19 protein-coding genes are annotated in these 22,761 nt (G+C 39.3%); 7 read left to right on the top strand and 12 right to left on the bottom strand.

Features of this window, described 5'->3' with window-relative positions:
* Positions 1-46: 46 nt before the first annotated feature.
* Complete coding sequence (locus tag PR725_RS01950) at positions 47-1,357, bottom strand: MFS transporter (RefSeq protein WP_042851501.1); 1,311 nt, start codon at positions 1,355-1,357, stop codon at positions 47-49.
* Between the two features lie 249 nt (positions 1,358-1,606).
* The gene (locus PR725_RS01945) at positions 1,607-2,719 is read right to left on the bottom strand and encodes a mandelate racemase/muconate lactonizing enzyme family protein (RefSeq protein ID WP_272567336.1); all 1,113 of its coding nucleotides are present in this window, start codon (positions 2,717-2,719) and stop codon (positions 1,607-1,609) included.
* A 328-nt stretch (positions 2,720-3,047) separates the two neighbouring features.
* On the opposite strand from PR725_RS01945, the gene PR725_RS01940 reads away from it, so the two are divergent.
* On the top strand, positions 3,048-4,367 hold the full coding sequence (locus PR725_RS01940) for a polysaccharide deacetylase family protein (protein WP_004907902.1): 1,320 nt from the start codon (positions 3,048-3,050) through the stop codon (positions 4,365-4,367).
* 34 nt (positions 4,368-4,401) lie between these two features.
* Here PR725_RS01940 and PR725_RS01935 read toward each other — a convergent pair whose 3' ends face one another.
* The 9 genes from PR725_RS01935 to PR725_RS01895 form a co-directional block, all read right to left on the bottom strand.
* Positions 4,402-5,505 (bottom strand): fatty acid desaturase family protein, encoded by a 1,104-nt coding sequence (locus tag PR725_RS01935; RefSeq protein ID WP_110731644.1) that lies wholly within the window; start codon positions 5,503-5,505, stop codon positions 4,402-4,404.
* Positions 5,495-6,619, bottom strand: a complete 1,125-nt coding sequence (locus PR725_RS01930; protein WP_109912659.1) for a sterol desaturase family protein — start codon at positions 6,617-6,619, stop codon at positions 5,495-5,497. The genes PR725_RS01935 and PR725_RS01930 overlap by 11 nt, the downstream gene beginning before the upstream one ends.
* A complete protein-coding gene (locus PR725_RS01925; RefSeq protein ID WP_110731645.1) occupies positions 6,612-7,226 on the bottom strand; it encodes a phosphatase PAP2 family protein in 615 nt (204 codons plus the stop codon). The genes PR725_RS01930 and PR725_RS01925 overlap by 8 nt, the downstream gene beginning before the upstream one ends.
* Positions 7,223-8,503 carry a F390 synthetase-related protein gene (locus PR725_RS01920; protein WP_204163275.1) on the bottom strand — a complete coding sequence of 427 codons (1,281 nt, stop codon included), beginning with the start codon at positions 8,501-8,503 and terminating at the stop codon, positions 7,223-7,225. Before PR725_RS01920 ends, PR725_RS01925 begins: the two co-directional genes overlap by 4 nt.
* Positions 8,497-9,300, bottom strand: a complete 804-nt coding sequence (locus PR725_RS01915; protein ID WP_004907913.1) for an MBL fold metallo-hydrolase — start codon at positions 9,298-9,300, stop codon at positions 8,497-8,499. The genes PR725_RS01920 and PR725_RS01915 overlap by 7 nt, the downstream gene beginning before the upstream one ends.
* A complete protein-coding gene (locus PR725_RS01910; RefSeq protein WP_115168003.1) occupies positions 9,294-10,301 on the bottom strand; it encodes an NAD-dependent epimerase/dehydratase family protein in 1,008 nt (335 codons plus the stop codon). Before PR725_RS01910 ends, PR725_RS01915 begins: the two co-directional genes overlap by 7 nt.
* Complete coding sequence (locus PR725_RS01905; protein WP_004907922.1) at positions 10,298-11,296, bottom strand: 3-oxoacyl-[acyl-carrier-protein] synthase III C-terminal domain-containing protein; 999 nt, start codon at positions 11,294-11,296, stop codon at positions 10,298-10,300. Before PR725_RS01905 ends, PR725_RS01910 begins: the two co-directional genes overlap by 4 nt.
* A gap of 78 nt (positions 11,297-11,374) precedes the next feature.
* The gene (locus PR725_RS01900; protein ID WP_109912654.1) at positions 11,375-12,280 is read right to left on the bottom strand and encodes a LysR family transcriptional regulator; all 906 of its coding nucleotides are present in this window, start codon (positions 12,278-12,280) and stop codon (positions 11,375-11,377) included.
* A gap of 81 nt (positions 12,281-12,361) precedes the next feature.
* Complete coding sequence (locus PR725_RS01895; RefSeq protein WP_272567616.1) at positions 12,362-13,357, bottom strand: nitrilase family protein; 996 nt, start codon at positions 13,355-13,357, stop codon at positions 12,362-12,364.
* Between the two features lie 1,289 nt (positions 13,358-14,646).
* Here PR725_RS01895 and PR725_RS01890 point away from each other — a divergent pair.
* From PR725_RS01890 to PR725_RS01865, 6 genes are all read left to right on the top strand, one after another.
* Entirely contained in the window at positions 14,647-14,883 is a 237-nt protein-coding gene (locus tag PR725_RS01890) for a helix-turn-helix domain-containing protein (RefSeq protein ID WP_004907928.1), read from the top strand.
* A 239-nt stretch (positions 14,884-15,122) separates the two neighbouring features.
* Positions 15,123-15,680: a fimbrial protein gene (locus tag PR725_RS01885; protein ID WP_004907930.1), complete on the top strand. Its 558-nt coding sequence runs from the start codon at positions 15,123-15,125 to the stop codon at positions 15,678-15,680.
* A 77-nt stretch (positions 15,681-15,757) separates the two neighbouring features.
* The gene (locus tag PR725_RS01880; RefSeq protein ID WP_004907932.1) at positions 15,758-18,253 is read left to right on the top strand and encodes a fimbria/pilus outer membrane usher protein; all 2,496 of its coding nucleotides are present in this window, start codon (positions 15,758-15,760) and stop codon (positions 18,251-18,253) included.
* An 11-nt stretch (positions 18,254-18,264) separates the two neighbouring features.
* Positions 18,265-18,990, top strand: coding sequence for a fimbrial biogenesis chaperone (locus PR725_RS01875; protein ID WP_272567325.1), 726 nt, complete (start codon positions 18,265-18,267; stop codon positions 18,988-18,990).
* A gap of 88 nt (positions 18,991-19,078) precedes the next feature.
* Positions 19,079-19,555 carry a fimbrial protein gene (locus tag PR725_RS01870; RefSeq protein ID WP_004907936.1) on the top strand — a complete coding sequence of 159 codons (477 nt, stop codon included), beginning with the start codon at positions 19,079-19,081 and terminating at the stop codon, positions 19,553-19,555.
* A 12-nt stretch (positions 19,556-19,567) separates the two neighbouring features.
* Positions 19,568-20,533 carry a fimbrial protein gene (locus PR725_RS01865; RefSeq protein ID WP_109912652.1) on the top strand — a complete coding sequence of 322 codons (966 nt, stop codon included), beginning with the start codon at positions 19,568-19,570 and terminating at the stop codon, positions 20,531-20,533.
* Between the two features lie 141 nt (positions 20,534-20,674).
* On the opposite strand, the gene PR725_RS01860 is transcribed toward PR725_RS01865, so the two are convergent.
* Entirely contained in the window at positions 20,675-22,321 is a 1,647-nt protein-coding gene (locus tag PR725_RS01860) for a fumarate hydratase (protein WP_109912651.1), read from the bottom strand.
* Positions 22,322-22,761: the final 440 nt, after the last annotated feature.

Raw genomic sequence — 22,761 nt, 5'->3', positions numbered from 1 at the left:
CCCGAGCCATTTATTGCGGCTCGGGAGGGATTCAAAAGATCATTAATTAATCTTCAAATCGTTTTTCAATACCTAATCTTCTTAATGTCAGAATCAACAGACCACCGATAAAGGCGACTAAAGCGATAAAATAGAGCCCTGCACGGGCAGACTCAAAGGTGGTTTCTGCCCACACTCTTAAGTTTGGTGCCACAAAGCCACCTAAGTTACCCACAGAGTTAATCAGGGCGATTCCTGATGCCGCAGCGGTACCGCCTAAGTATGCAGATGGGAAGCTCCAATACAGAGGTTGCATGGCTAAGTGGCCTGCTGCTGCGACACATAACGCAATAATGGCAATAACTGGAATGCTATCGAATAAACCAGAAACAGCGATCCCAGCAGCCCCTAACATAAAGGTAATGGCAGCAACTTTACGGCGTTCTTTTAGACGTTCTGAAATACGAGGAACGTAGTAAACTGCAATGGCTGCACACAGTGGTGGTATGGCGGTGACAAAGCCTACTAGTATGCCGACTTTACTGCCTAATAATGTACCAATTTGGGTTGGTAAGAAGAAATAAATACCGTAACCACAGACTTGAACGGTAAACCAAATCAGACACAGGTAGAGAACACGCATATCTAATAATGCTCTCAGGGCACCTTTCGGGCTATGACCTGCTTTGGCGTCTTCTTCCAAAGCTAATTTAGCGGAAAGTGCATTTTTTTCCTCAGCCGTCAGCCATTTGGCTTTTTCTGGGCGGTCATCAAGGTAAAAGAATACCCAAATCCCGACAATAGATGCCAATAAGCCTTCTACGACAAACATTAACTGCCAGCCGTATAAACCGAAGGCAAATGAAGTTCCTTCTAGTGACAGGAGTGAGCCTGATAATGGGCCCCCAATGATAAATGCCAGTGGTGCACCAAATAAGAAGTAGCCTGTCACCCGTGCCCGGATATTTTGTGGGAACCAGAAGGTTAAATACAAAATAACCCCCGGAAAGAAGCCAGCTTCACTGACACCAAGCAAGAAGCGCAGCACAATAAAGGTGGTTTCATCATGGGCAAACATCATGGCGGCAGAGACTAGCCCCCATGTGACCATAATGCGCGATAGCCATACTCGAGCACCAATGCGGTACAGTAGAATATTACTTGGCACTTCAAACAGTGCGTAGCCGATAAAAAAGATCCCTGCGCCAAATGCGTATGCAGCGTCACTTAACCCAGTTGTTAACTGAAACTCTTGTTTTGCGAAACCAATATTAGAACGATCTAAATAAGCCAATATGAACATTAATACCACCATTGGTATTATTTTTCGTATTGCTTTGCTGGTAGCCGATGATAAATGATCCGTATTGGTGGACATGGTTCACCCCAGTTTTTTGTAAGATAGTAATGTTATCTATTCATTTTTATTATGTGTTTAGCCCGCCGCTGAATAACCAGCAGAGTAGAGTATAGAGCTAAAATACTCGCCATACTTCAAGTTGCAGTGTTGTTGACCGCATCATGAATTATTTAGAGTGTAAATAAGTAATTTAAAATGAATAATTCTTGTTATTAATTTCCCTTTTTCATGTTGTTAGAAATGAAATATTGAAAAAGGGAATGATCATTATTTCACGTTAAATTTAGCTAATGCTTCAGGTTTTAACGTTGTACCTGCCCCAGGCGCGGTTGGTGTGGTATAAACACCATCAATAACTTCGACCGGGTCAACAAAGCAGTCCAGTGTCCAAGGAATGAATTCTAGTAAAGAGCAGGCTGGATGCGCCATGACCAGATGCAATTGTGCCTGCATCATATCGCCATGGTGTGGTGTCACCGGTAAATTAAAGGCCATACCTAAATCAGCAATTTCCCATACTGCTGTTAAACCACCACAGCGTGTGGCGTCAGGTTGTAAGTAATCAACGGCACCTGCCAAGACAAATTCCTTAAACGAATCATTGTGATAAAGTAATTCACCTAATGCGATAGGTGTGTCCATATAAGCGGCAAGTTGTTTATGGCTGGCGACATCATCATGCCACAACGGCTCTTCAAACCACTTAATATTAAAATCATTTAAACGGTGGCCATATTGCTTGGCTATACTGATATCCCACTTACCATTCGCATCTACCATTAAGTCGATATCATCGCCAATTGCGTGGCGAACCGCTTTAATACGTTGTAGATCTTCGCGTGGGTCTGGTTTGCCAATCTTCATTTTTATTGCTTTGAAGCCTTCTTCGAAGATCATTTTTTTACAATCATCGACTAAGTCTTCTTGGCTACGCACTAACCAACCGCAGTCGGTGTTATAGGCGTTAACTTTATTGTGTTTTGAACCGCCAAACAGTTGCCATAACGGCTGATCTGCGGCTTTAGCTTTGAGATCCCAAAGGGCGATGTCGATGGCAGAAATTGCCATTTGCATTAAACCACCGCGACCAACCCAAATATTGGTTGAGCTGCGAGTGAGTTTTCGATGCAAATAACGTACTTCTGTTGGGTCTTCACCGAGTAACATTGGACCGAAAACATCTTCAATAATGGTGGTGATTAACCGGTCGGTAGTGATATCGGCGTGTGTTCCGGTGTGGCCATAGCCGACTAACCCACATTCTGTTTTGATCATGACACCCGGCATTCCCCAATGGGTAATACTGTGAGTTGAGTCACCAATTAGGTCATTAGTGACAGGTACGTGCATGATAAAAGTACTAATTTCTTTTATTTTCATTGTTGTTCCCAGGTGTTGTAAGGTGGTTGAATGCCAATCTAGCAGTGTGAAATGGATTAAACTGTCAAATGATTTACAGATTGTGCCTTGATGGCGCCTTTTACTGATAAATATGAGCTAGATCTCTTTATTTTGTATGATAGATCACGATGGAATATCTAAATTGGTATAACAACTTAAGGGGTTAAGATAACAACCATACATTTTAAGTATTATTTTTCGTGATAATAATGAGAGTGGGACAATAAAAATTTTTATTGGGGTATGGGGTTCAATCTAGAGTAGGTTTAGAATAATTGCGGAAACCCAGCGTTATAGCGGATGAAAAATGTCTAAACGATTACTTTTATTACTGTGTATTTTATTTACGAATTATCTCTCTCAATCTATGGCTTCTGAAATCGTCAATGATACAGATGATTGGCAGTTGGCAGACATCCCCCCCAAGCTAATTCAAACAAAACAGCCTGAAATTATTTTTGCGATGATTGCTGGAGAAATGCGCGCTGTCGCAGAACTGAACGCAGAACACGGGTTTTACGCTTATTCTCCCTCAGGGGATTATTGTGCTATGCAGTTTGGCAATGACTACGCATTTGTGAAAACGATATCATTTTCTAACAAAAAGCCACGCTATGTACCTGAAGTAGATAGGCTAAATGACTTACAAAATCCCATTTATGATTATTTAGTCACACACCAAAAAACAGCGGTATACAACTCAACTCAAAGTAATCGTAAGCAAATAGCCTCTTTATGGGAAAACCTGCGTTATCCTGTGTTAGCGCGAATGATTAAAACGGATAAAACAGGTGAAAAAACGGCATGGTTAACCATTCGTATTGGTGATAGGCTAGGCTATGTGCGTTTAGATGATGTTTCGTTGGATAAAGGCATTCCGATTTTAACTTATCACCATATTCTCAAAGACAATGAAAATAAGCATTTTCGTGAAACATCCACCACGACATCGGTGGAAGCATTTCGCGAACAAATGAATTATTTAAAACAAGCGGGCTACCAAACCCTTTCGCTTGCTGATGTGGAAGATTATTTAAATAAATCTGCAAATCTACCGGGTAAGGCTGTTGTGTTGACATTTGACGACGGTTTAAAGTCAGTTTATCGCTATGCATTACCGATTTTAAGGCATAACCGCCAGCAAGCAACGCTGTTTATTATTTCTTCCCGGATTAAAACGCAGCCACAAAAATGGTCAGCGGATGGCTTACAATTTATGAGTAAGCAAGAAATTAAAGATAGCCGAGACGTTTTTAACATCCAATCTCATACTCACTTTTTGCATCGTTTAGATAACCATAACTCACCAATTTTATTTAGCCGGAAAGAACATACCATTATGTTGGACTTTAAACGGTCGATGAAAATTTTGAGTCGCTTCGAACCGGAACAACGCTATTTAGCCTATCCTTTTGGTGGATATAACTCCGCAGCGATGGACGCGGGGGGGAAAGCTGGCTTACATTTAGCACTGACAACCATTCAAGGAAAAGTCAAATTAGGGGATAACCCATTTGCCCTCAAACGTTTGTATGCTTTTCGGACTGACCCATTAGAGAAATTTGCTCAGATGGTTGGAAATAGTGAAAAAAGCGTCATAAATCAAAATATTATTATCGATAGATAATCAATATAGCGAAGTAAGCACTGGGGTGTTTGGCTCAGTGCTCATCCGCTTGCTTACCCTTTCCCATTTCTTTTAAAAACTTCTGTTGGTAAATAAACAATTCTTTCGCGCTAATACAATGATAATCCATCGAAAACTGCTTGGCAGTTTGCTCAATGATTTTAGCAAGGGCAGGGTAATGGCGGTGGTTCCAATTGGGAAATAAATGGTGTGTAAGATGTAAGTTTAATCCACCTAACCAATAAGTTAACCAACGAGGTGTAGTTTGCCAATCATAAGTGGTTGAAAAAGTGTGAGTATAAAAACCATGCGGCATATTGCCTTCTTTGGGGGGCGTATAAAAAGTCGCTTTCGCCCAATGGGTGCCAAGTATCAATACAACAAATATAAGAGAGGCTAACATTTGGCTAAATAAGTAAGTGAGTAGCAAGATCGCTAAACTGATATCAGTGATAACAAAAGCGGGTATGACTATCGCCACAATCAAATGCAGTAACTTAGCCAATAAAAATGCTCCAATACCACGACGGCCTTGATGGCGCATATGAGGGGCGACGCGCGTCAAATGAAATCTATCCATCCAATCAAAGAACCAAATGAGTGCAGGGAAAGTCATTGCGGCAATTAATGGCCAATACAGATGCTGAGCTCGCATAAACGGGTACCAGCGCTGATAAGGCGTTTGCCGTAAGACAAAATTTTCTTCGATATCTAAATCATAATGGCGAATATTGGTGTGAGCGTGGTGAAAAATAATATGCCTGACGCGCCAGCATTCAGGATCTAAGCCCAACGGAATAGTGACCCAAAAATTGAGCCAATAGTTGGCTTTGGCCTGCTTGAAAATTGCATTATGGGAAGCATCGTGAACGAGATTAATGGCTAATAATAATGCGAAACAGATAAACAGAGGGTAAAAAATAAAAAATGCCCAAGACGTGTTAGCGCATAATGCTATGCCGTAACTGCCTAGGCAGCACAAAATTAAAACTAGACTTTTTAAATAAAAACGTAAGTCAGCGAACCGATGATCAGCACGCTGTTGTAAATAGTGTTTAGCGGCCATGTTCAATGCTTTTTGGAACGCTTGGTCATGGCGGTGTTGGTAGCCTAGTGGCCTTAGCGGCTCAGGGAACATCTCGCACCTGTATGGGTTTTCGGCCTATACCAAGTAACATTAACAAACTATGCAGCCATAGTGCACTGGTAAAAATAACCCAAAACGGGGTTGTCCATTGCCAAATAAATAAAATACAAATTAGTAGCAAGCAAGCGATGAAAAACCAGCTCATCAGGCCAATTTTACGTCCATCTGAAATACCCGATAGAGCTACGGTACCTAAGGCTAATAAGATAAATAAAACCACTTGCTGTTGGGTTGTACCTTGATAACCATAACCATAAATATAGACGTAACCAATAACCAAGCTAAATAGGAGAAGTGTTCCCATTACTAATGCGATTTGGTTTACGCGAAATAATGGTGCGGGTTTTGCTTTGGGTTGGCTACGGCGTTTAATGATACGCCAAAAAGGTAAGTTACTGTCAATAAACGGGTTTTCAGAAGCGGGAGCGCCTTTGATACCAAAATGGTGTTCAGTTTCAGGTAACTTGGAAAATGTGCCAAACAGTTTGTCCCAAAAAATAAAACTGCCCCCGAAATTACGATTGGAATAATGCCCTTCTTTCACATGGTGAACTCTATGGTGCTGTGGCGTTACCATAAATTTCTCCAACCAACCCAAACGCGGGATCAGCGCACTGTGGTTAAAGAATTGAATAGTATAGTGCAATATTGAAACGGTGATAAACACCTCTAAGGGAATCCCCATTAGTGCCAGTAGCATAAAGAATGGGATTGATGTCAGTGATGAATACCACGAATTACGCACTCCTAATGATAGGTTATAGTGCTCCCCTTGGTGATGAACCACATGAACGGCCCATAGAACACGGTAGGTATGGTGCAAGCGGTGTAGCCAGTAAAAACCAAAGTCCCAAGCAAAAATCGCAAACACCCACACCAGTGCGGTTGGCCAGTTTTCAACGAGGTTGAATGAGTAGTGGGTCACGACAAAGCCGTAACAAAAAATTTCTAACCCTCTAAATAACCACAACATAATATGGCCAGAGTTCAGGTTGAACACCAATTCTTGCCAGCTAACGGTTCCTTTTTGCGTTTTGGCGATCACTAAACCTTCTGCGACCACGACCGCTAACATGAAAACAATCGGAAAGGTTAATTCATTCATCAGTGTTTCTCTTTAAGACAAATTTCGCTGTGTGAACAATCAGTAATGCACCACAAGCGGTGAGTGCACCAGTAACCACATCAATAACTAAATGGCGCTTTAGCACCAATACCGAGGTACAAATAGCAATCGCCCAAATAACGGCTAAAACCGTGCGAAATTTTTGTTGTGTTGACCATAATGCATTGAGCACGATGAGAGTCAATGAGACATGTAGAGAAGGTAATAAATTTTGTGGGCTATCAATATTAATCAAAGCAGACAAAGCCTGCCCAGATAAGGCCAATAAATCGTAGTCGTGGTACAGCATAGTCGTGGGGTACCACAAATAGACCGCCCCAGAAACCAGCGCACAGAGCTGCATGGCATACATGAGTGAGTAAGCTTTTTTTAGAGGGCTGAGAAAATACCCAAGTGGGATAAACAGAAAAAAGGAGAGATAAAGCCAGATGGCATCGGGTGAAAATGGGACGGCATTATCCAGCTCACTGGGTGATAAAACATGAGCTTGCCCAGTCACTTGCCCGGTATATTGATAAACAATGCCAACGGTTCCCCAACCGAGTAGGCAATAGATAAAGCGAGTGAATAATTCTCTGCTATTCATTTCGCTTCCTTACGGGTTATACGTCGCTTTTTAACGGAGAGTGTTTGTGTAATAGTGGCAGTGGATAATTGCCAATCTAATTGAGAAATATCAACATGTTGGTTTGTAAAATAGCGTGTTAGCTGTTGCTGGCAGAGAGATAGCTCTGTAGGAGAACATTCAGCCTGTAAATATAATGCGTTGCCTTGCTGGGTTAAGCGAAAGTCAGCAGTAACAGGCAAGTGATTCACAATCACCCGCGCACAGGGATCTGCAAAAATAGTCACCATTTTGCCGTTATAGCCCGGAAGTTGAAGCAAATCATCACAGCGACCCTCAATACGTTCAATCGCCATTTCAGGAGAGCCACAAGGGCAAGGTGTATTTTTCACCACTAAAACATCATCGAGTTGATAACGTATGATAGGCTGTGTTTTGCGCGTAAAGTCCGTGATAATGGGTGAAAAACGGTCATTATCAAGCCAATTAGGCTCAATATGCACAAAAGCTTCATTTAAATGCATAGTACCATGAGAACAAGTGCAGCCTAAAAACCCTTCCGTTGCTTGGTAGACTTCCCCTACATGGGAAAAACAACCCTGTAATTTTTGTTTGTCATGAGGTTCTAGTACTTCAGCGACGGAAATTACTTTTTGTACATTTAATTGAATTTTCTGCTGGTTGATGGCGTCAGCAATCGTACATAACACTTGGGCTGGCGCAACGATAATCGAAGGCTGATATTGTTCAAGAGCGCTAAGTTGCAGATCAAAATCCGCGAAAAGGTCATAAAACCGCAGTGAAATCCAACGGTTATTGACACTTTCATACAGGTTATTATTGGCGCGTAAAAACAGAGCAACACGCTCACCATTAAACAGGCCTTGGGGTAACATTTTAGCTAACATACTGCCAGACCAGACATTTTGTTCTTCTGGGCTGACAACGAAAAGGCCTCGACGGCCCGAAGTTCCAGAGGATAGCCCGACACTGTAGCGCCCCACTTTAGGGGCAAAATCCCGAGATTGTTCACTTTTTTGCGCACATTCTAGAAGTGTTTGGCTTAACAGCCCGGCGGTATTCATCTCATCAAAATTATCCATCATGATTTGTTTATTCATTATGGGAAAATTAGATAATGGCTGATTGATATACCGCTGAAAATAGGGGCTTTTCGCTAATACTTTGTGTTTAAAATGCGCTAAACGTTTTTGTTGATAAGCTTCCAGTTCACCACGGTTACGAAACGTCAAATGACGAGCTCGCCAGTAATGCCAAAGCATCGAGAGGATCACAATAAATCCCCTTCGTGGCACAGTTGGATAACCACATTGCGCTTATCAATTTCATGTAATTTATTCAGTGTTTCATAATAAGCCTGCTTATCATCCATAATAATATTGGCAATTGCCATGGGGCCACGCAATTCGCGGTAATTAGTGGGTGACCAAGCTGCATCACCTGCGAGCAATATCCAGCCTGAGTCAGTTAGTACACACAAACCAATATGCCCTGCGGCATGCCCAGGGAGCGGCACAATCAATAACGTCTTCTGCTGATTAACTGCATAGCCTTCGCCTAAAATTTGCAATTCATTTGGTAGCGCCACCTTGGGGAAACCTTCATAAAATACAGTGCGTTGTTCGAAGTCATCTGGTAATAGTCCACTGACAAAGGCATTTTTCAATGCAGCAAACCCAGTCAAAGGGCGTGTTTTAGCCCAGCCATCTCCTGAACAAATAATGGGGATATTAGGGAAGTCACGTAGCCCCGCGATATGGTCACCATGGAAATGAGATAAAATCACACCATTGATATCATTAGGTTTTAGGCCATCATTAGCCAATTGATTGACAAGGGCATCTTTGCTTTCGAAATACACTGGAGTGACTGCTCGATATAGCCGCATAATGCCATGGCGCGTATGATCATAAAAATGAGTGGCATACCCGGTATCAAACAGCCAACGCTGGTGTTCATCCTCTATCAGCCATGCCCTTGCTGGAAATTTACAAGATTTAAAACTGGCGCCTTTTAACGCGACACAGCCCGGATGTGTGCAATAACCCACTTCATATTGATGAATAGTTAGCATGGGTTCTCCTGTTTTTTCAGCCATTTTGCGGTCAAATGAACACCTTGTTGCATACTATATAAAGGATAGTAGCCCAGCTCTTGCTGTGCCTTTTGGTTATCTAATGTCATGGTGAAATAGGCTGCACCGAGGCTATAGCGTGTGAGTAATGGCTCTTTTCCCGTTAAACGGCCAATGACTTCTAATAGACTGGCAATAGCATACAGCAAAGGGTAAGGGGCTGAACGAATTTCGCACTCTAAATTAAGTTCATTAAACAATTGATTTAATGTCTTTTTTAGTGCTTGTGGCTGTTGGTTGGTAATATTGTAAATGGCTCCGTTAGGGAGTGTTTCTTTGAACGTCGCCAGCTGCATGCTGTGAACCACATTTCCCACATAGGTGAGGTCAAAATGGTTATTTCCCCCATTAGGTAACACCAGTTTTCCCTTGCGTGATTTTATTTGGGTGAGCAAACGCGGTAGCAAAACACGATCATGAGGACCAAATAAGCCACGAGGGCGCAAAATAGTATAACGAGTTGCCGGAAATTGACTAACGCATTGCTCGATCATGGTTTCGGCTAAATACTTTGTTCTGGCATATTGGTTAGCGAAATGTTTATTAACCGTGGACTCATGAATATTTTGCTGGTGGGTGAAATTAAAATAAATGGCAGGGGTGGAAATATGGATAAAGCGTGAGATTTTTGCTTCCCCTGCTGCGATAGCCAATATTTGAGTGGCGTGAACATTTGTTTTTTCAAAATCTTGGCGTTTTCCCCAAGGCGAAGAAAGGGCGGCGCAATGCCAAATAGCATCACAACCCGCCATGAGCATTTTCGCTTCTTCAACGGTGAGTTCAGCTAATTCAACAGCAATAAATGTTGCACCTAATTGACTTAGTTGTTCTCCTGCTTGTTGGTTTCGCCCACAAGCGACCACATCAATGCCTCTTTCAAGTAAGTACTCACTAGCATTGCGTCCCAGGCCACTTGTTGCGCCTGTTACCAATATTTTCATGGCACTAATACCATGGCGCACAGCGCTAACCCAGCAGCAGTACCGATTAACATGGCACTGGGTTTTTCATAGAAACGTTCTGTAATAATGGCTTCATGTAATGCAGAAGGGATGGAGGCCGCAACCTGATTCCCTCGATGTTTATAGATATCGACTAATTGCTCCGTTGTTACCCCGACACGTTGGCGCATATGCTCTAAAGAAAGGTGACTCGCTTGGTGTGGGATCACGGTACCAATTTGCTTAAGCTGTAAACCCGATTCACTGAAAACCTGTTGCATAAAATCTTCAATCAAAGAAGACGCGAGGCGAAACAATTTTTTCCCTTGCATGTGGAACAGGAAGTCATCATCGGTCATACCCGAGCGCGGATTGCATCTTGTACCACCTGCGCGAATTTCACAAAAATCAATGCCTGCAGTATGTGTGGTGTGGGTATAAGAAATAATTCCGCTATTTCCATCTCCTTTTTCCACGACAACACAAGCAGCACCGTCCCCAAAAATCAGTGATGACTCTTTATCCCGCCAGTCAATACCGCGCGAGGCGATATCCGCAGAAACAATCACAATGCGTTGATAAGCGCTGGTGGCTAATAGCCCCGCTGCAATCTGTAACGCAGTGATAAAGCTGATACAACTTGAATTGACATCAAAGCAGGCAATTCCTTGGTTTAAATTCGATTGCTCAAGGATATGCGCTGCTGAACACGGTAGCGCTTGCACTGGGATAGCAGAGGCATTAATCAACATATCAATACTGTTTGGTGGGATATGGTTCGCCTGCAATGCATTTTGAATCGCCTGGGCGGCTAAAAGGGCTTGTGAATCGGTATGACTTGCATGGAAGCGATATTCGATACCTGAATGCTTTTCGACAAACCCTTTTGATTTATTTAACTTTTCATCCAACATGGACGAGAGAATTTTATGCTCAGGAAGTGCCACACCAGAAGCGATAATTTTAAGGGGAGTTATTGACTGGTTACCAGACATATCAATATGTGCCTATCTTACGATGATAATGATAATAAATATCAGAGTTCAAATGTTTAATATATAGGAATTACGGAGTTATTCTGATTCACTCTCTCTTGAGAATGCTCCATAAACTTCATCAATTAATTCATGGATGGTGTTTTGCCATAATTTAGGTAATGAAGCCTGCCATACCACATCAATCCGCCATTGGGCATGTTCACAATGTTGAATCGGAATAAAACGTATGTCTTTTGAGCTGATATTTTTTGCACTATAGGGTAAGAGGCTCACACCAACCTCAGCGGCGACGAGTGCAATTAATGTTTGAATATCATTTGCTTCCTGAGAAGGCGTAATTAATAAGCTTTCATATTTTAGGTAGCGCTGAATTTGTTGATGAAGCTTTGAGCCACGTTCTGCGCGTAACAATAATAAAGGAAAATGAGTTAGATATTCCTTAACTGATAATCGAGACGCCGATTTTTGTGCGACGGCTAAAGCAAGTACTTCAAATTTTAATGCTTTGCTCACTAAGCTATCTGTGTTTTTAAATGCAAATTGGCGAGTAAAAGCAATATGCAATTCATGAGTTTGTAGCTGTTTCTCCATTTCGTGAGAAGGCATGTCATCCAGCTGAATTGGAATATCAGGGAGTTTTTCACGCAGCCGTGCAACAAATAAGGACGCTTCGTGAAATGTTGATATGCCAAATCCGACAGTTAGTTTTACAGGAGGTTGTTCTCGAAGTATTGCGGATTGACGTAAAAGCTCAGTAGTGTGAGCAAGCACTTGCTGTGCATAGGGAAATAGTATTTTACCGTGTGGAGTCAATACAGCGCCATGACGTCCACGCTCAAACAGAGTCATCTCTAATTGTTTTTCAAGTAATTGAATTTGTTTCGTTAAGGCTGGCTGGCTAATATATAAACGTGATGAAGCTTCGCGATAATTTTTTGTTTCTGCAAGAACGATAAATGCGCGGAGTAGTCGAGTATCCATGATGGTTAGCCAGTTCCTAATAGTAGAAGACGCCATAGTATTTGTATTATGAATGCTATGGCGTGTCATTGACTTTAGCTATTATGGCTTTTCTTTATGATAAGGGGAATTCTGCTCCGCAAAGCGAACACTACGAATATCGGTTTCATAGCCCAGAGTTTCAGTCATAATGCGGTATAATTCAGGTCTTCTACCTGTAAGCCAACGCCGCCCATTCGAGGTTGGAAGCAAACTAAGGTCAAGATCTGCAATGACCACATCATCCTCAACCAATAAACTCTCTTTGACAATTCGGCCATAGGGGTCTATCACCATTGCATTACCTGTGCGAATTTCATCATCATCTAGGCCAACGCCATTACTAAACAGATAAAAAACGCCATTATCGTGAGCTCTTGAAGGTAACCAGCGCATTAGCCATCCTCGCCCATTTTCACCTTGGCATGCCTCCAATAGTGCTTGGGGGTTCTGTTTTCTATTTTCCCAGAGACTAAGGTTGAGTGGTTTCATTCCATAAGGGCTACTCGAATGAGTTCCACCGGTTTGGTGGGGAGCAAGAATAATATCTGCGCCAAGTAGTGCGTTTATGCGTGGGTTTTCAATTAAGTTATTATCCCAACAAATTAAAATACCAACTTTTACCCCCCATGGTGTATCGAATACCGTGTAACTATCTCCACTATGAATGGTTGGGTGCTCAAACGCATGCAATTTACGGTGAGCATGGTATTGTCCATTTGGCATGCAAGCGACCCAAGTATTGTAGCATTTGCCATCTAACCCTTTTTCAATCAATCCAACACCAATAATCATGTCTAATTCAATCGCACGCTGGCGGAACAATGCTAATGATGGGCTATCGTGCAAGGTTTCACTCAATGCATAAACGGCGTCATCTGGTAGCTTCGGCACGTGCCAATAACCAGTGATACACATTTCAGGTAACACCAGTATTTTCACTTTTTGTTGTGCAGCTTGAGTAATAAAGTCATGGATACGTTCTAAATTATAGGGTTTGTCGCTAGGGCGGTGTTGGAACTGTACAGTTGCAACACGAAGCTGTGATTGTGTTGGCATCATTTTGATCTCCTTGGTTTAAGGAGATCAAACCATGTTGTTCAAACAAAAAATAATGAGTTATTTTCTTATTCAATAACGGTTAGTTATTGAATAAAGCTTTAAGAACACTTAAAAATAGTTTTTTTATACGTAAATTAACGTAAAAAGATAGATTTGCATTATATTATACGAAATAAAACCTCACATTAAGCGTGATATTCTTATATTATCTACTTTATTTAAAGAGTGATTGGTTAATTATTCCTCAATAAATACTCTTATTTAGTGAATTAGGTATGCAAGTAGTCCTTATTCTCCGAATTAAAAGCATAAATTTAACCTAAGCTATATGAGCAAAATACAATATTCATATGCCTCCTTCTTGTCGTTTTGACTATTTTCTTGGGAAAAGGCGAGGTAAAACACTTGTTTTACTCGTTTTATTATGCCTGAAGCTATAATTATTATGTTTTATTTTTGTTATATTTCATTTTTATCCTATAAGTTTGCAATATACTTTTGTGATTTGTTACAATTGGAAATAAATGTAACGCATTGTTATTTAAGAGTTATTTTTGTTGTAGACTGTTGGTTTTTACTCAATATGTGGGTTATTGAAGGTTATCAATATTGATATTACTCTTATTACGGATAATTTGTTTTACTTATGAGTAGATCGTGGCCATTAAAAAAAAATCACCATTTTTTATATTCTAAACTCTTATTGCGAGTAAGCAAAAACCTCTGTTAATTTAATTAAAATAAATAATAAAAATAAAAAAAACATTGGCAGTTGTTTTTTTGAAGCAAACATTAAAAATGTAAAAAATAAATTAATATATAAAAAATAAGTATATAAAAATACTTAGTAATCAATGAATACCATAATAAATTTATGATAAATGTCTTAGTTATATTATAAATTAAATCCTCGCCATATTTTTGTTTATTACCACTGTTAATGGTAATAAATTATTTTTCTTTAAAATCAATTTGTTATGTTATATTTAATCATTTTCATTAAAATAGTAACTAATAAGAATAATGTGTTTTTTATCCTATAAGATAATTAAAACTAAAATAATGAAATATTGATAGGTTTCAATGGCTTTAATTTATTCGATTGATCGTTATAAACAGTTTTACTTTTATATATTGAAAACTATAATTAACTCAAATTTCGTGTTTTAATTGGTTTGTTCTACTTTGATTTGGTTATATAAGCAGTGCTGTTCATTATGTTAAAGGTTTTGATCTGTAATATAATTTAGCCATTTAATATTTTAGGTTATTTTGGGCTATTGTTGATGATAAATGTAAATCGGATAGTAGGTAGAGAGATTAGAAAAAGAAGAAAGCACTTAGGGCTTTCTGGTATTGAATTAGCGAATCTTGTTGGTGTAAGTCAGCAACAAATATCACGCTATGAAAGAGGTGAGTGCAATATCAATATTGAAAATTTGCACGTGCTTGCTAATGCGTTAGAAACTGAAATGATTTGTTTTTTTATCGATGATGTTTTTATCAATAAAGAAAATAATTAATTTAAAATATTAAGAATAATCTAATTATAAATCGAAATTAATAAGATAATTATAAATAATATGTTTTAAAATTAATAAAACATCTAATCTAATAAAGATATAGCGTTTTTATTTTTCTTAATAAAAACCTAATCTTTATGTTTTTTATCATTAAATTCTCAGCAAATAGATATCAACTTAATAATTTATTGATTATTAGGTGATTGGTACGTATGTCGTCTTTTTATAGGAAAATATAAATGAAATTAACTAAAATTGCATTAGCTACAATTATCGCTTCTTCATTCGGTATTGCAAACGCAGCACCTGTAGATCAAGGAAGTGGTATCATCAATTTTACTGGTAAAGTTATTAATGCACCTTGCTCAATCCCAGGTGACGGTACAATTAACGTTGACCTTGGCCAAGTTGCAAATAAAGTATTAGAAACTGGTAACAAATATAGCCAAAGCGTTCAATACAATATCCAGTTAGAAAACTGTGATTTAGGTGAAGTTAAAGATTCTAGCGATGTAGTTGTCTTCCCTGCAGTTAGCAAAGTTAAAGTAACTTTCACGGGTACTCCAGATACTACAGCTAAAGAATTACTGGCAAACACTGGTACTTCTAAAGGTGTTGGTGTTCGTTTAATCAACGCTGATGGTGCAACAATGAAAGTTGGTGACACCAGTGTTGAGCTGCCATTAGCGGATGGTCCAAATAAATTAGCATTCAGTGCACGTGTTGAAGCAAATGGTAGTAAAGTTGAAACTGGTAGCATCATTTCTCAAGCAACTTATGCTTTAAACTACCTGTAATTTTTTATTTAAAATAACAGGCATATATTTGCCTGTTATTTTCCTTTCTTAGCTTTTATTTTTTGACAGGGAACATCATGTCTCTATTGCCTCAGTTTAAAATAAATAAAATATTATTTTCGATTGCGTTGGCATTTTCCGTTTCGGGAATATCAAATGCAGTGGAATTTAATATGAATATTATTGATGCTAAGGACAGAGATAATATTGATTTGAGTCAATTTTCAAACCCTGACTTTATTCCTGCCGGCGAATATCTAACGGATATTACATTAAATGGTAGAAAACTATCAGGGCAGTATTTAATTAAGTTCATTGAAGAGAGTAAAGATACTTCAACACTCTGTGTTACACCAGAGATGGTAAATATTTTTGCATTAAAAAAGAAGATAAAGGAAGAGCTTCTGCAAAATAATAATGGCCAGTGTGTTGAACTATCTAAAAATTTAGATATTAGTTATCGCTTTGATAAAGCGAATCAAAATATCTTATTTTCTATTCCTCAAGCTTGGCTTGAATACGATGATCCGTATTGGGTTCCACCTTCCCAATGGGAAAATGGGATTATGGGAGCATTTCTCGACTATAACCTGTTTGCTAATTATTCTGCGCCTAAAAATAACAGTGAAACATTCAGTGGTAGTAGTAACGGTACCGCTGGCGTTAACTTAGGTGCTTGGCGTTTCCGTGCGGACTATCAATATCAATATAATCGTTCTCAAGGTAAAACGAATGAACGGTTTGATTGGACTCAGTTATATGCCTTTCGTGCCTTACCTCAAATGGGGGCAAAGGTTTTACTTGGTGAGTCTTATTTGAAGACTGATTTATTTGATAGTTTTCGCTTTATAGGGGCGTCTATTTTTAGTGATAATCGGATGCTTCCGCCTTCACTACGTGGTTATGCGCCTCAGGTTACGGGTATCGCTAAAACAAATGCGATGGTGATTATTTCACAGAATGGGCGTGTGATTAAGCAAGTTAAAGTCGCTCCCGGGCCATTTAATGTTCAAGATATTACTGAAGCAGTACAAGGTACTTTAGATGTCACCATTGAGGAAGAAGACGGTTCAAAAACCACTTATCAAGTAACAGCAGCATCGTTGCCGTTTTTAACCCGTCAGGGGCAGCTGCTTTATAAATTTACCATGGGGCAATCTGACCCATTTGGCCGCTCACAGAAAATTGACCCTAAATTTATTGTCGGGGAAGTCTCCTATGGTTTATTTGGTAACACATCAATTTTCGGCGGGTTAATTGCCACGGTCGATAATAACAATTATCAAGCGATGAACTTGGGAATAGGGCAAAACATGAATATGTTTGGTGCTATTTCCCTTGATATTACTCGTACCCATGCAAATTTAGATAATTTTGGCTCTTATTCAGGTAACAGCTACCGTTTAAATTATTCTAAACGTTTTGAATCTACCAATTCGCAGGTGACATTTGCAGGCTATAAGTTTTCTGAAAAAGAATTCTTAACAATGCCTCAATACATTGATGCAGCTAATGGTGTGCTTGATTTTAGGCGTGACAAAAACGTCTATACCGCGTCTTTTAATCAATACATTAGCCCATTGGATTTAACGGTTTATTTTAATGCCTCTCATCGTCAATTTTGGAATAGCGAATCGACAACAAACTTTGGGATGAGCTTTAGTAAGTTATTCAGTATTGGGCAAATTAAAAATATTTCCGGCACATTATCTCTTAATAAAATTAAATATGAAGAGACGGATGATAACCAAATTTATCTGTCTTTCTCCGTGCCACTCGAAAACGGGGCTTCAGTGAGTTATGACGCCCAATATGCAGATAGTGACCATAGCTTTGGCCAGTCAGTGGGTTATTACAGTGCAAATGAGAATAACAACTACTGGAGTATGCGTGTGGGCGGTGACCAGCACAAACTTGGGCGTGCAGAACCTAATATCAGCGGTAGTTATCAATATTCATCGCCTTATGGCGTGTTAAATGTTAATGCGACAGAGAATGTGAATTCATATCGCGCTGTCGGCGGTAGTTGGTATGGCTCCATGACTGCAACAAAATACGGTGCGGCCATGCACCGTAACGGGACTAACAACGAACCTCGGGTAATGATTGATAGTGATAATGTCGCAGGAATTTCTATTGATAATGGAGAATCTGTCACGAACCGATTTGGTATTGGTGTTGCGACAAGTTTAAATAGTTTTTCTAATTCAGATGTTTACATTGATATGAATACATTACCTGATGATGTGGATGTCAATGACAACATTATTGGTAAAACATTGACTGAGGGCTCAATTGGTTATCAGAGAATAAAAGCGAACCAAGGAAAACGTATTCTAGCAATTATCCGTTTGAATAATGGAAATTATCCACCGCTTGGTACCAGTGTGATTGAAGTAGGCACAGGAAGAGAAGTCGGAATTATTGCTGATAGTGGCGTTGCTTATTTAACGGGTGTGGTTCCAGAAGAAAGCTACATAGTGAAATGGGCCGCTGGCGCAAACCAATGTAGTTTGAATTTACCTAATATTGCCGAAAAAAATCAGGGTAAAGTCCTGATCCCTTGCCAATAAAGGAATGATGTATGAGTAAAAAGTATGTAGTAGCTTTAGGATTTTCATTAGTTTTTGTCGGCATGCAAGTTGCGTCTGCTGCGATTAATATCGACCGTACACGGATTATTTTTCCAGGCAAAGATAAATCAATAAGTTTGGTTATTAATAACCAAAGTAAAACAATGCCCTATTTAGCTCAATCTTGGATGGAAGACGAAAAGGGGAATAAGATTTCTGAACCTTTTACTGTTTTACCTCCAATGCAACGTGTCGAACCGAATGCTAAAAACCAGATAAAAATTATTAAAACAGAGGGAATTGACGCTCTTCCACAAGATAGAGAATCGCTGTTCTATTTAAATGTGCGCGAAATTCCTCCTGTTGCAGATAAAGAAAATGTTGTTCAGATTGCGATTCAAAGCCGTCTAAAAATGTTTTATCGGCCACCTCAAATCGAAAATAATAGCGACAAAGTATGGGCTAAAGAGCTGAAATATACACATACAGGTGGGCAATTATTAATTGAAAATCCAACTAAATATTACGTGACTCTTGGTTACCTGAGTAATACCAACCAGAAAAACTTTCCTGGTTTTGAAAGTGTCATGATAGCCCCGTTTTCTAAAGAAAGTGTCCCCGTGCCATCAAGCAGTTTTAATCAGTTATATACCGGGTATATGGATGATTACGGTGGTATGAAAATGTTGACTTACCAATGCGCTGCATCAACCTGCCAGTTGTCAAAAGAGAGCTAATAGGATTTTAGATATGAGAAATTGCTACTTTTCAATATGTCTTTTTATGCTATCGCTATGCACCAGCCAAGCTTATGCAGATAGTAGCATGATGAGAGGTGATCTTAATTTTACGGGAAATGTGGTGGCATTGCCTTGTAAGATTTCATTTTACTCGATAGATCAAAATATTGAATTAGGGCCAATATCTCTGAATTACTTTAATGAAATTGGGGACAGAAGCCCTAAGCATGAAATCAAATTGAAATTTGATGACTGCATTTTTCCAAAACGTGATCGCGATGATAGAGATCCGGTTGTCCGGATCATGTTTATTTCAGAGCCAACTGAAAGTACAGACCGCAATTTATTTGGTGGTAAAACCATTCTAAATGGCTATGGCATTCGTTTGATGGATAAAGATGGCAATATTGTTCCTAATGGAGAATACCGCAGTTATCCCATCTATTTTGATGATAACCAGCAAATTACGATTTATTCCATGCTAGAGAGTTATCTGCCAAGAAATGAATTAACAGTGGGTAATATTAAAACGCAAATTACCTTAAATATTACTTACATATAAGGTGTATAAATCATGATACACACGTTTATTCAAAAATATGGTTTTTATATTTTATTTCTGTTCGTTTTTATTAGCCCAAAAACATTTGCTTTAGATTGTGTTGAAGCTGGGACTGGAGTCGTCATTAAACCTGCGGTACCGGTTGGGCAATTAGCGATTCCTTCAGATACACCTGCGGGAACGGTTATTTGGCAATCTGACCCATTAACAGTCACTGTTTATTGCGATAACGTACTCGGTAATATGGTTGACGTTGTTCATATGTATTTTAACCCGACATCACAAAAATTAGGGACAGGATTACTACTTGGAGCTAACTACCAAGGTGAACAACTTGAGCGTGATAAACAAAAAGTCAGCTTGGGAACACCGCCAATTAGTGGCAAGCAAAGCGTTACTGTGACTGTCACATTTAATTTATATATTAAGGTAACAGGTACGGTCCCGCCGTCTGGGAATTATGAAGGTGATAACCAATTTACGGTTTTCCAATTTGATGGGAGCGGGGGGATCAATACGACACCGGGAGCGAAAAACTTACGCTATTCGATATCTGGGTTACGAGGGATTCGTTTCTTAAAATGTGGTGCGGATATTAAAGTTTTCCCAGAATCACAGCAAATTGATTTTGGCCAGTTAATGATCACAGAATTGAATCAAGGGAAAGAATTTAAAAAAGATTTTCAAGTTCAAGCAGTGAAAAGAGGTTGTCTTGATAACTTCTCGATGAATATCAATTTTGAAACAACCGATCCATTAAATGGCGAATATGCGATTGATTTGAAAAATGGAACCAATTTGACAATTATGGATGATAAAAGTAATCAGATAAAATTCAATTACTTCCAATTTTTCGGCAGTTTACCGCAAGGAAGCACATCAGTAACGCGTGATTATAGTGCAACCATTAAAAAGGCGGGAACGGTGAAAACGGGAGGATTTAACGCCTCAACCATTGTTCGAATTAACTATTATTGATGTTAGTTATGCATTGATGTGAGTGATAATAAAAGAGCGGGTTTTTGGCCTGCTCTTTTACTATGTAACTGTATGATTATGTTACATAGTCATACAGGCTAACGAAAGTTAGCGCATTCCATTGCGCTAGAGTGGCAAATATTACTTAACGCATTTACTGCAAGTCTCATTTTGGACTTGTTCAAAGAAGTTATTGCCCTTGTCATCAACGAGAATGAATGCTGGCAGCCCTTCAACTTCCATTTTCCAAATTGCTTCCATGCCTAATTCTGGGTACTCAAGGCAATTTAAGCTTTTCACATATTCTTGCGCCAGTATTGCTGCTGAACCACCAATACTACCTAAGTAGAAACCGCCGTGTTTCTTACATGCATCGGTTACCGCTTGAGTTCGGTTGCCTTTCGCCAACATTATCATGCTACCACCGTGGGATTGGAACAGGTCAACGTAGGGGTCCATTCGGTTACCCGTTGTTGGGCCTAAAGAACCAGAAACCATATCTTCCGGTTTTTTGGCTGGCCCTGCGTAATAGACCATGTGGTCTTTAAAGTATTGTGGTAATTCTTCGCCGTTATCTAAACGTTCTTTAAGCTTGGTATGCGCAATATCTCGAGCGATGATCAGTGGGCCACTGAGGGAAACACGGGTCGATACAGGGTGTTTACTTAGCTCAGCCAAAATATCTTTCATTGGACGGTTGAGGTCGATATGCACCACTTTTCCTTCAGCTTGGTGACGCATAGATTCAGGAATGTATTGGGCTGGGTTATGCTCCATTTTTTCAAGCCATAAACCGCTTTTGGTGATTTTAGCCTTAATATTTCGGTCAGCCGAGCAAGAAATGGCTAAACCGATTGGGCAAGAGGCGCCATGACGAGGTAAACGAATAACACGCACATCGTGAGCAAAATATTTACCACCAAATTGGGCGCCAAAGCCAAGATGACGTGACGCTTCTAATAACTCATTTTCTAGCTCAATATCACGGAAAGCTCGGCCATATTCATTACCCGTGGTTGGCAGATTGTCGTAGTATTTCGCTGAGGCGAGTTTGGCTGTTTTCAGTGTTGTTTCCGCAGAGGTGCCACCGATAACGAAAGCAATATGATAAGGTGGACAAGCTGTTGTTCCTAAATTTCTCATTTTTTCAATTAAGAAATTTTTTAACTTAGCTGGTGTTAAGGTTGCTTTTGTTTCTTGATAAAGTGCTGATTTATTTGCAGAACCGCCGCCTTTATTGACAAACAGGAAGTGATACTCATCACCTGTGGTCGCAAAAATGTCAAACTGTGCTGGCAGGTTTGTACCTGTATTGACTTCATTAAACATATCTAGCGGTGCATTTTGCGAAAAACGCAGGTTTTCGTGTTGGAAGACGTTGTAAATCCCTCGTGACAGGTACTCTTCGTCATCACAGTCTGTCCAAACTTGTTGGCCTTTTTTCCCAACAACCGCAACGGTGCCGGTATCTTGGCAGTTTGGCAAAATACCTTTTGCAGAAATTTCAGCATTGCGAAGTAATTGCAATGCCACATATTTGTCGTTTTCGCTGGCTTCTGGGTCTTGTAAGATAGCAGCGACTTGTTTTTGGTGCGCAGCCCTTAAAAAAAACTGGGATTCATAAATTGCATGTTCCGCAAGGAGGGTTAATGCTTCAGGTTCAATCTTTAAAATTTGCTTGCCTGCAAATTGTTCTACAGAAACATATTTATCAGAGACTTGGAAATACTCGGTTTTATCCTCAGATAATGGATAAGGTTCTTGGTAAAAAAACGCTTTATTGGCCATTTTGCTCACTCACATATTAATTTCAGTGGAATTTCCAAAAATAATCACCCGTAGGTTTATGCTTATTCTTTAATTAGTTTAACTCGAAAGATACAAAGTAAAATTTATAGGTGTAATAATGAAACAAAAATTACAAAATAAGTCACTAAAAGTTACAGTTTAGCTTGAAATTATATCAATTTGATTATTATATTCAAAGGGATGCAAAGGATAATATGATGTTGGTTAAATTTATTGAGATAAAAAACAAGGATTAATAAAAATTAGATTTAAATCACATAATAATATTATTAACTGCGACTTTAATTATTTGTTATAGATGTTGCCAGTTATTAGCTTTTTTCATGTGTAATCACGATATATATCTAGCAGATATAATCATCATAAAAAATTGAATTAAAGCTTATATCATTCAATATATGAATTAAAAATTTAAAATT

It is taken from the genome of Providencia sp. PROV255, from assembly GCF_028478065.1.
GTDB lineage: Bacteria > Pseudomonadota > Gammaproteobacteria > Enterobacterales > Enterobacteriaceae > Providencia > Providencia rettgeri.
The sequence above is the reverse complement of the archived record's forward strand: the minus strand, read 5'-3'. Positions and strand labels throughout refer to the sequence as shown.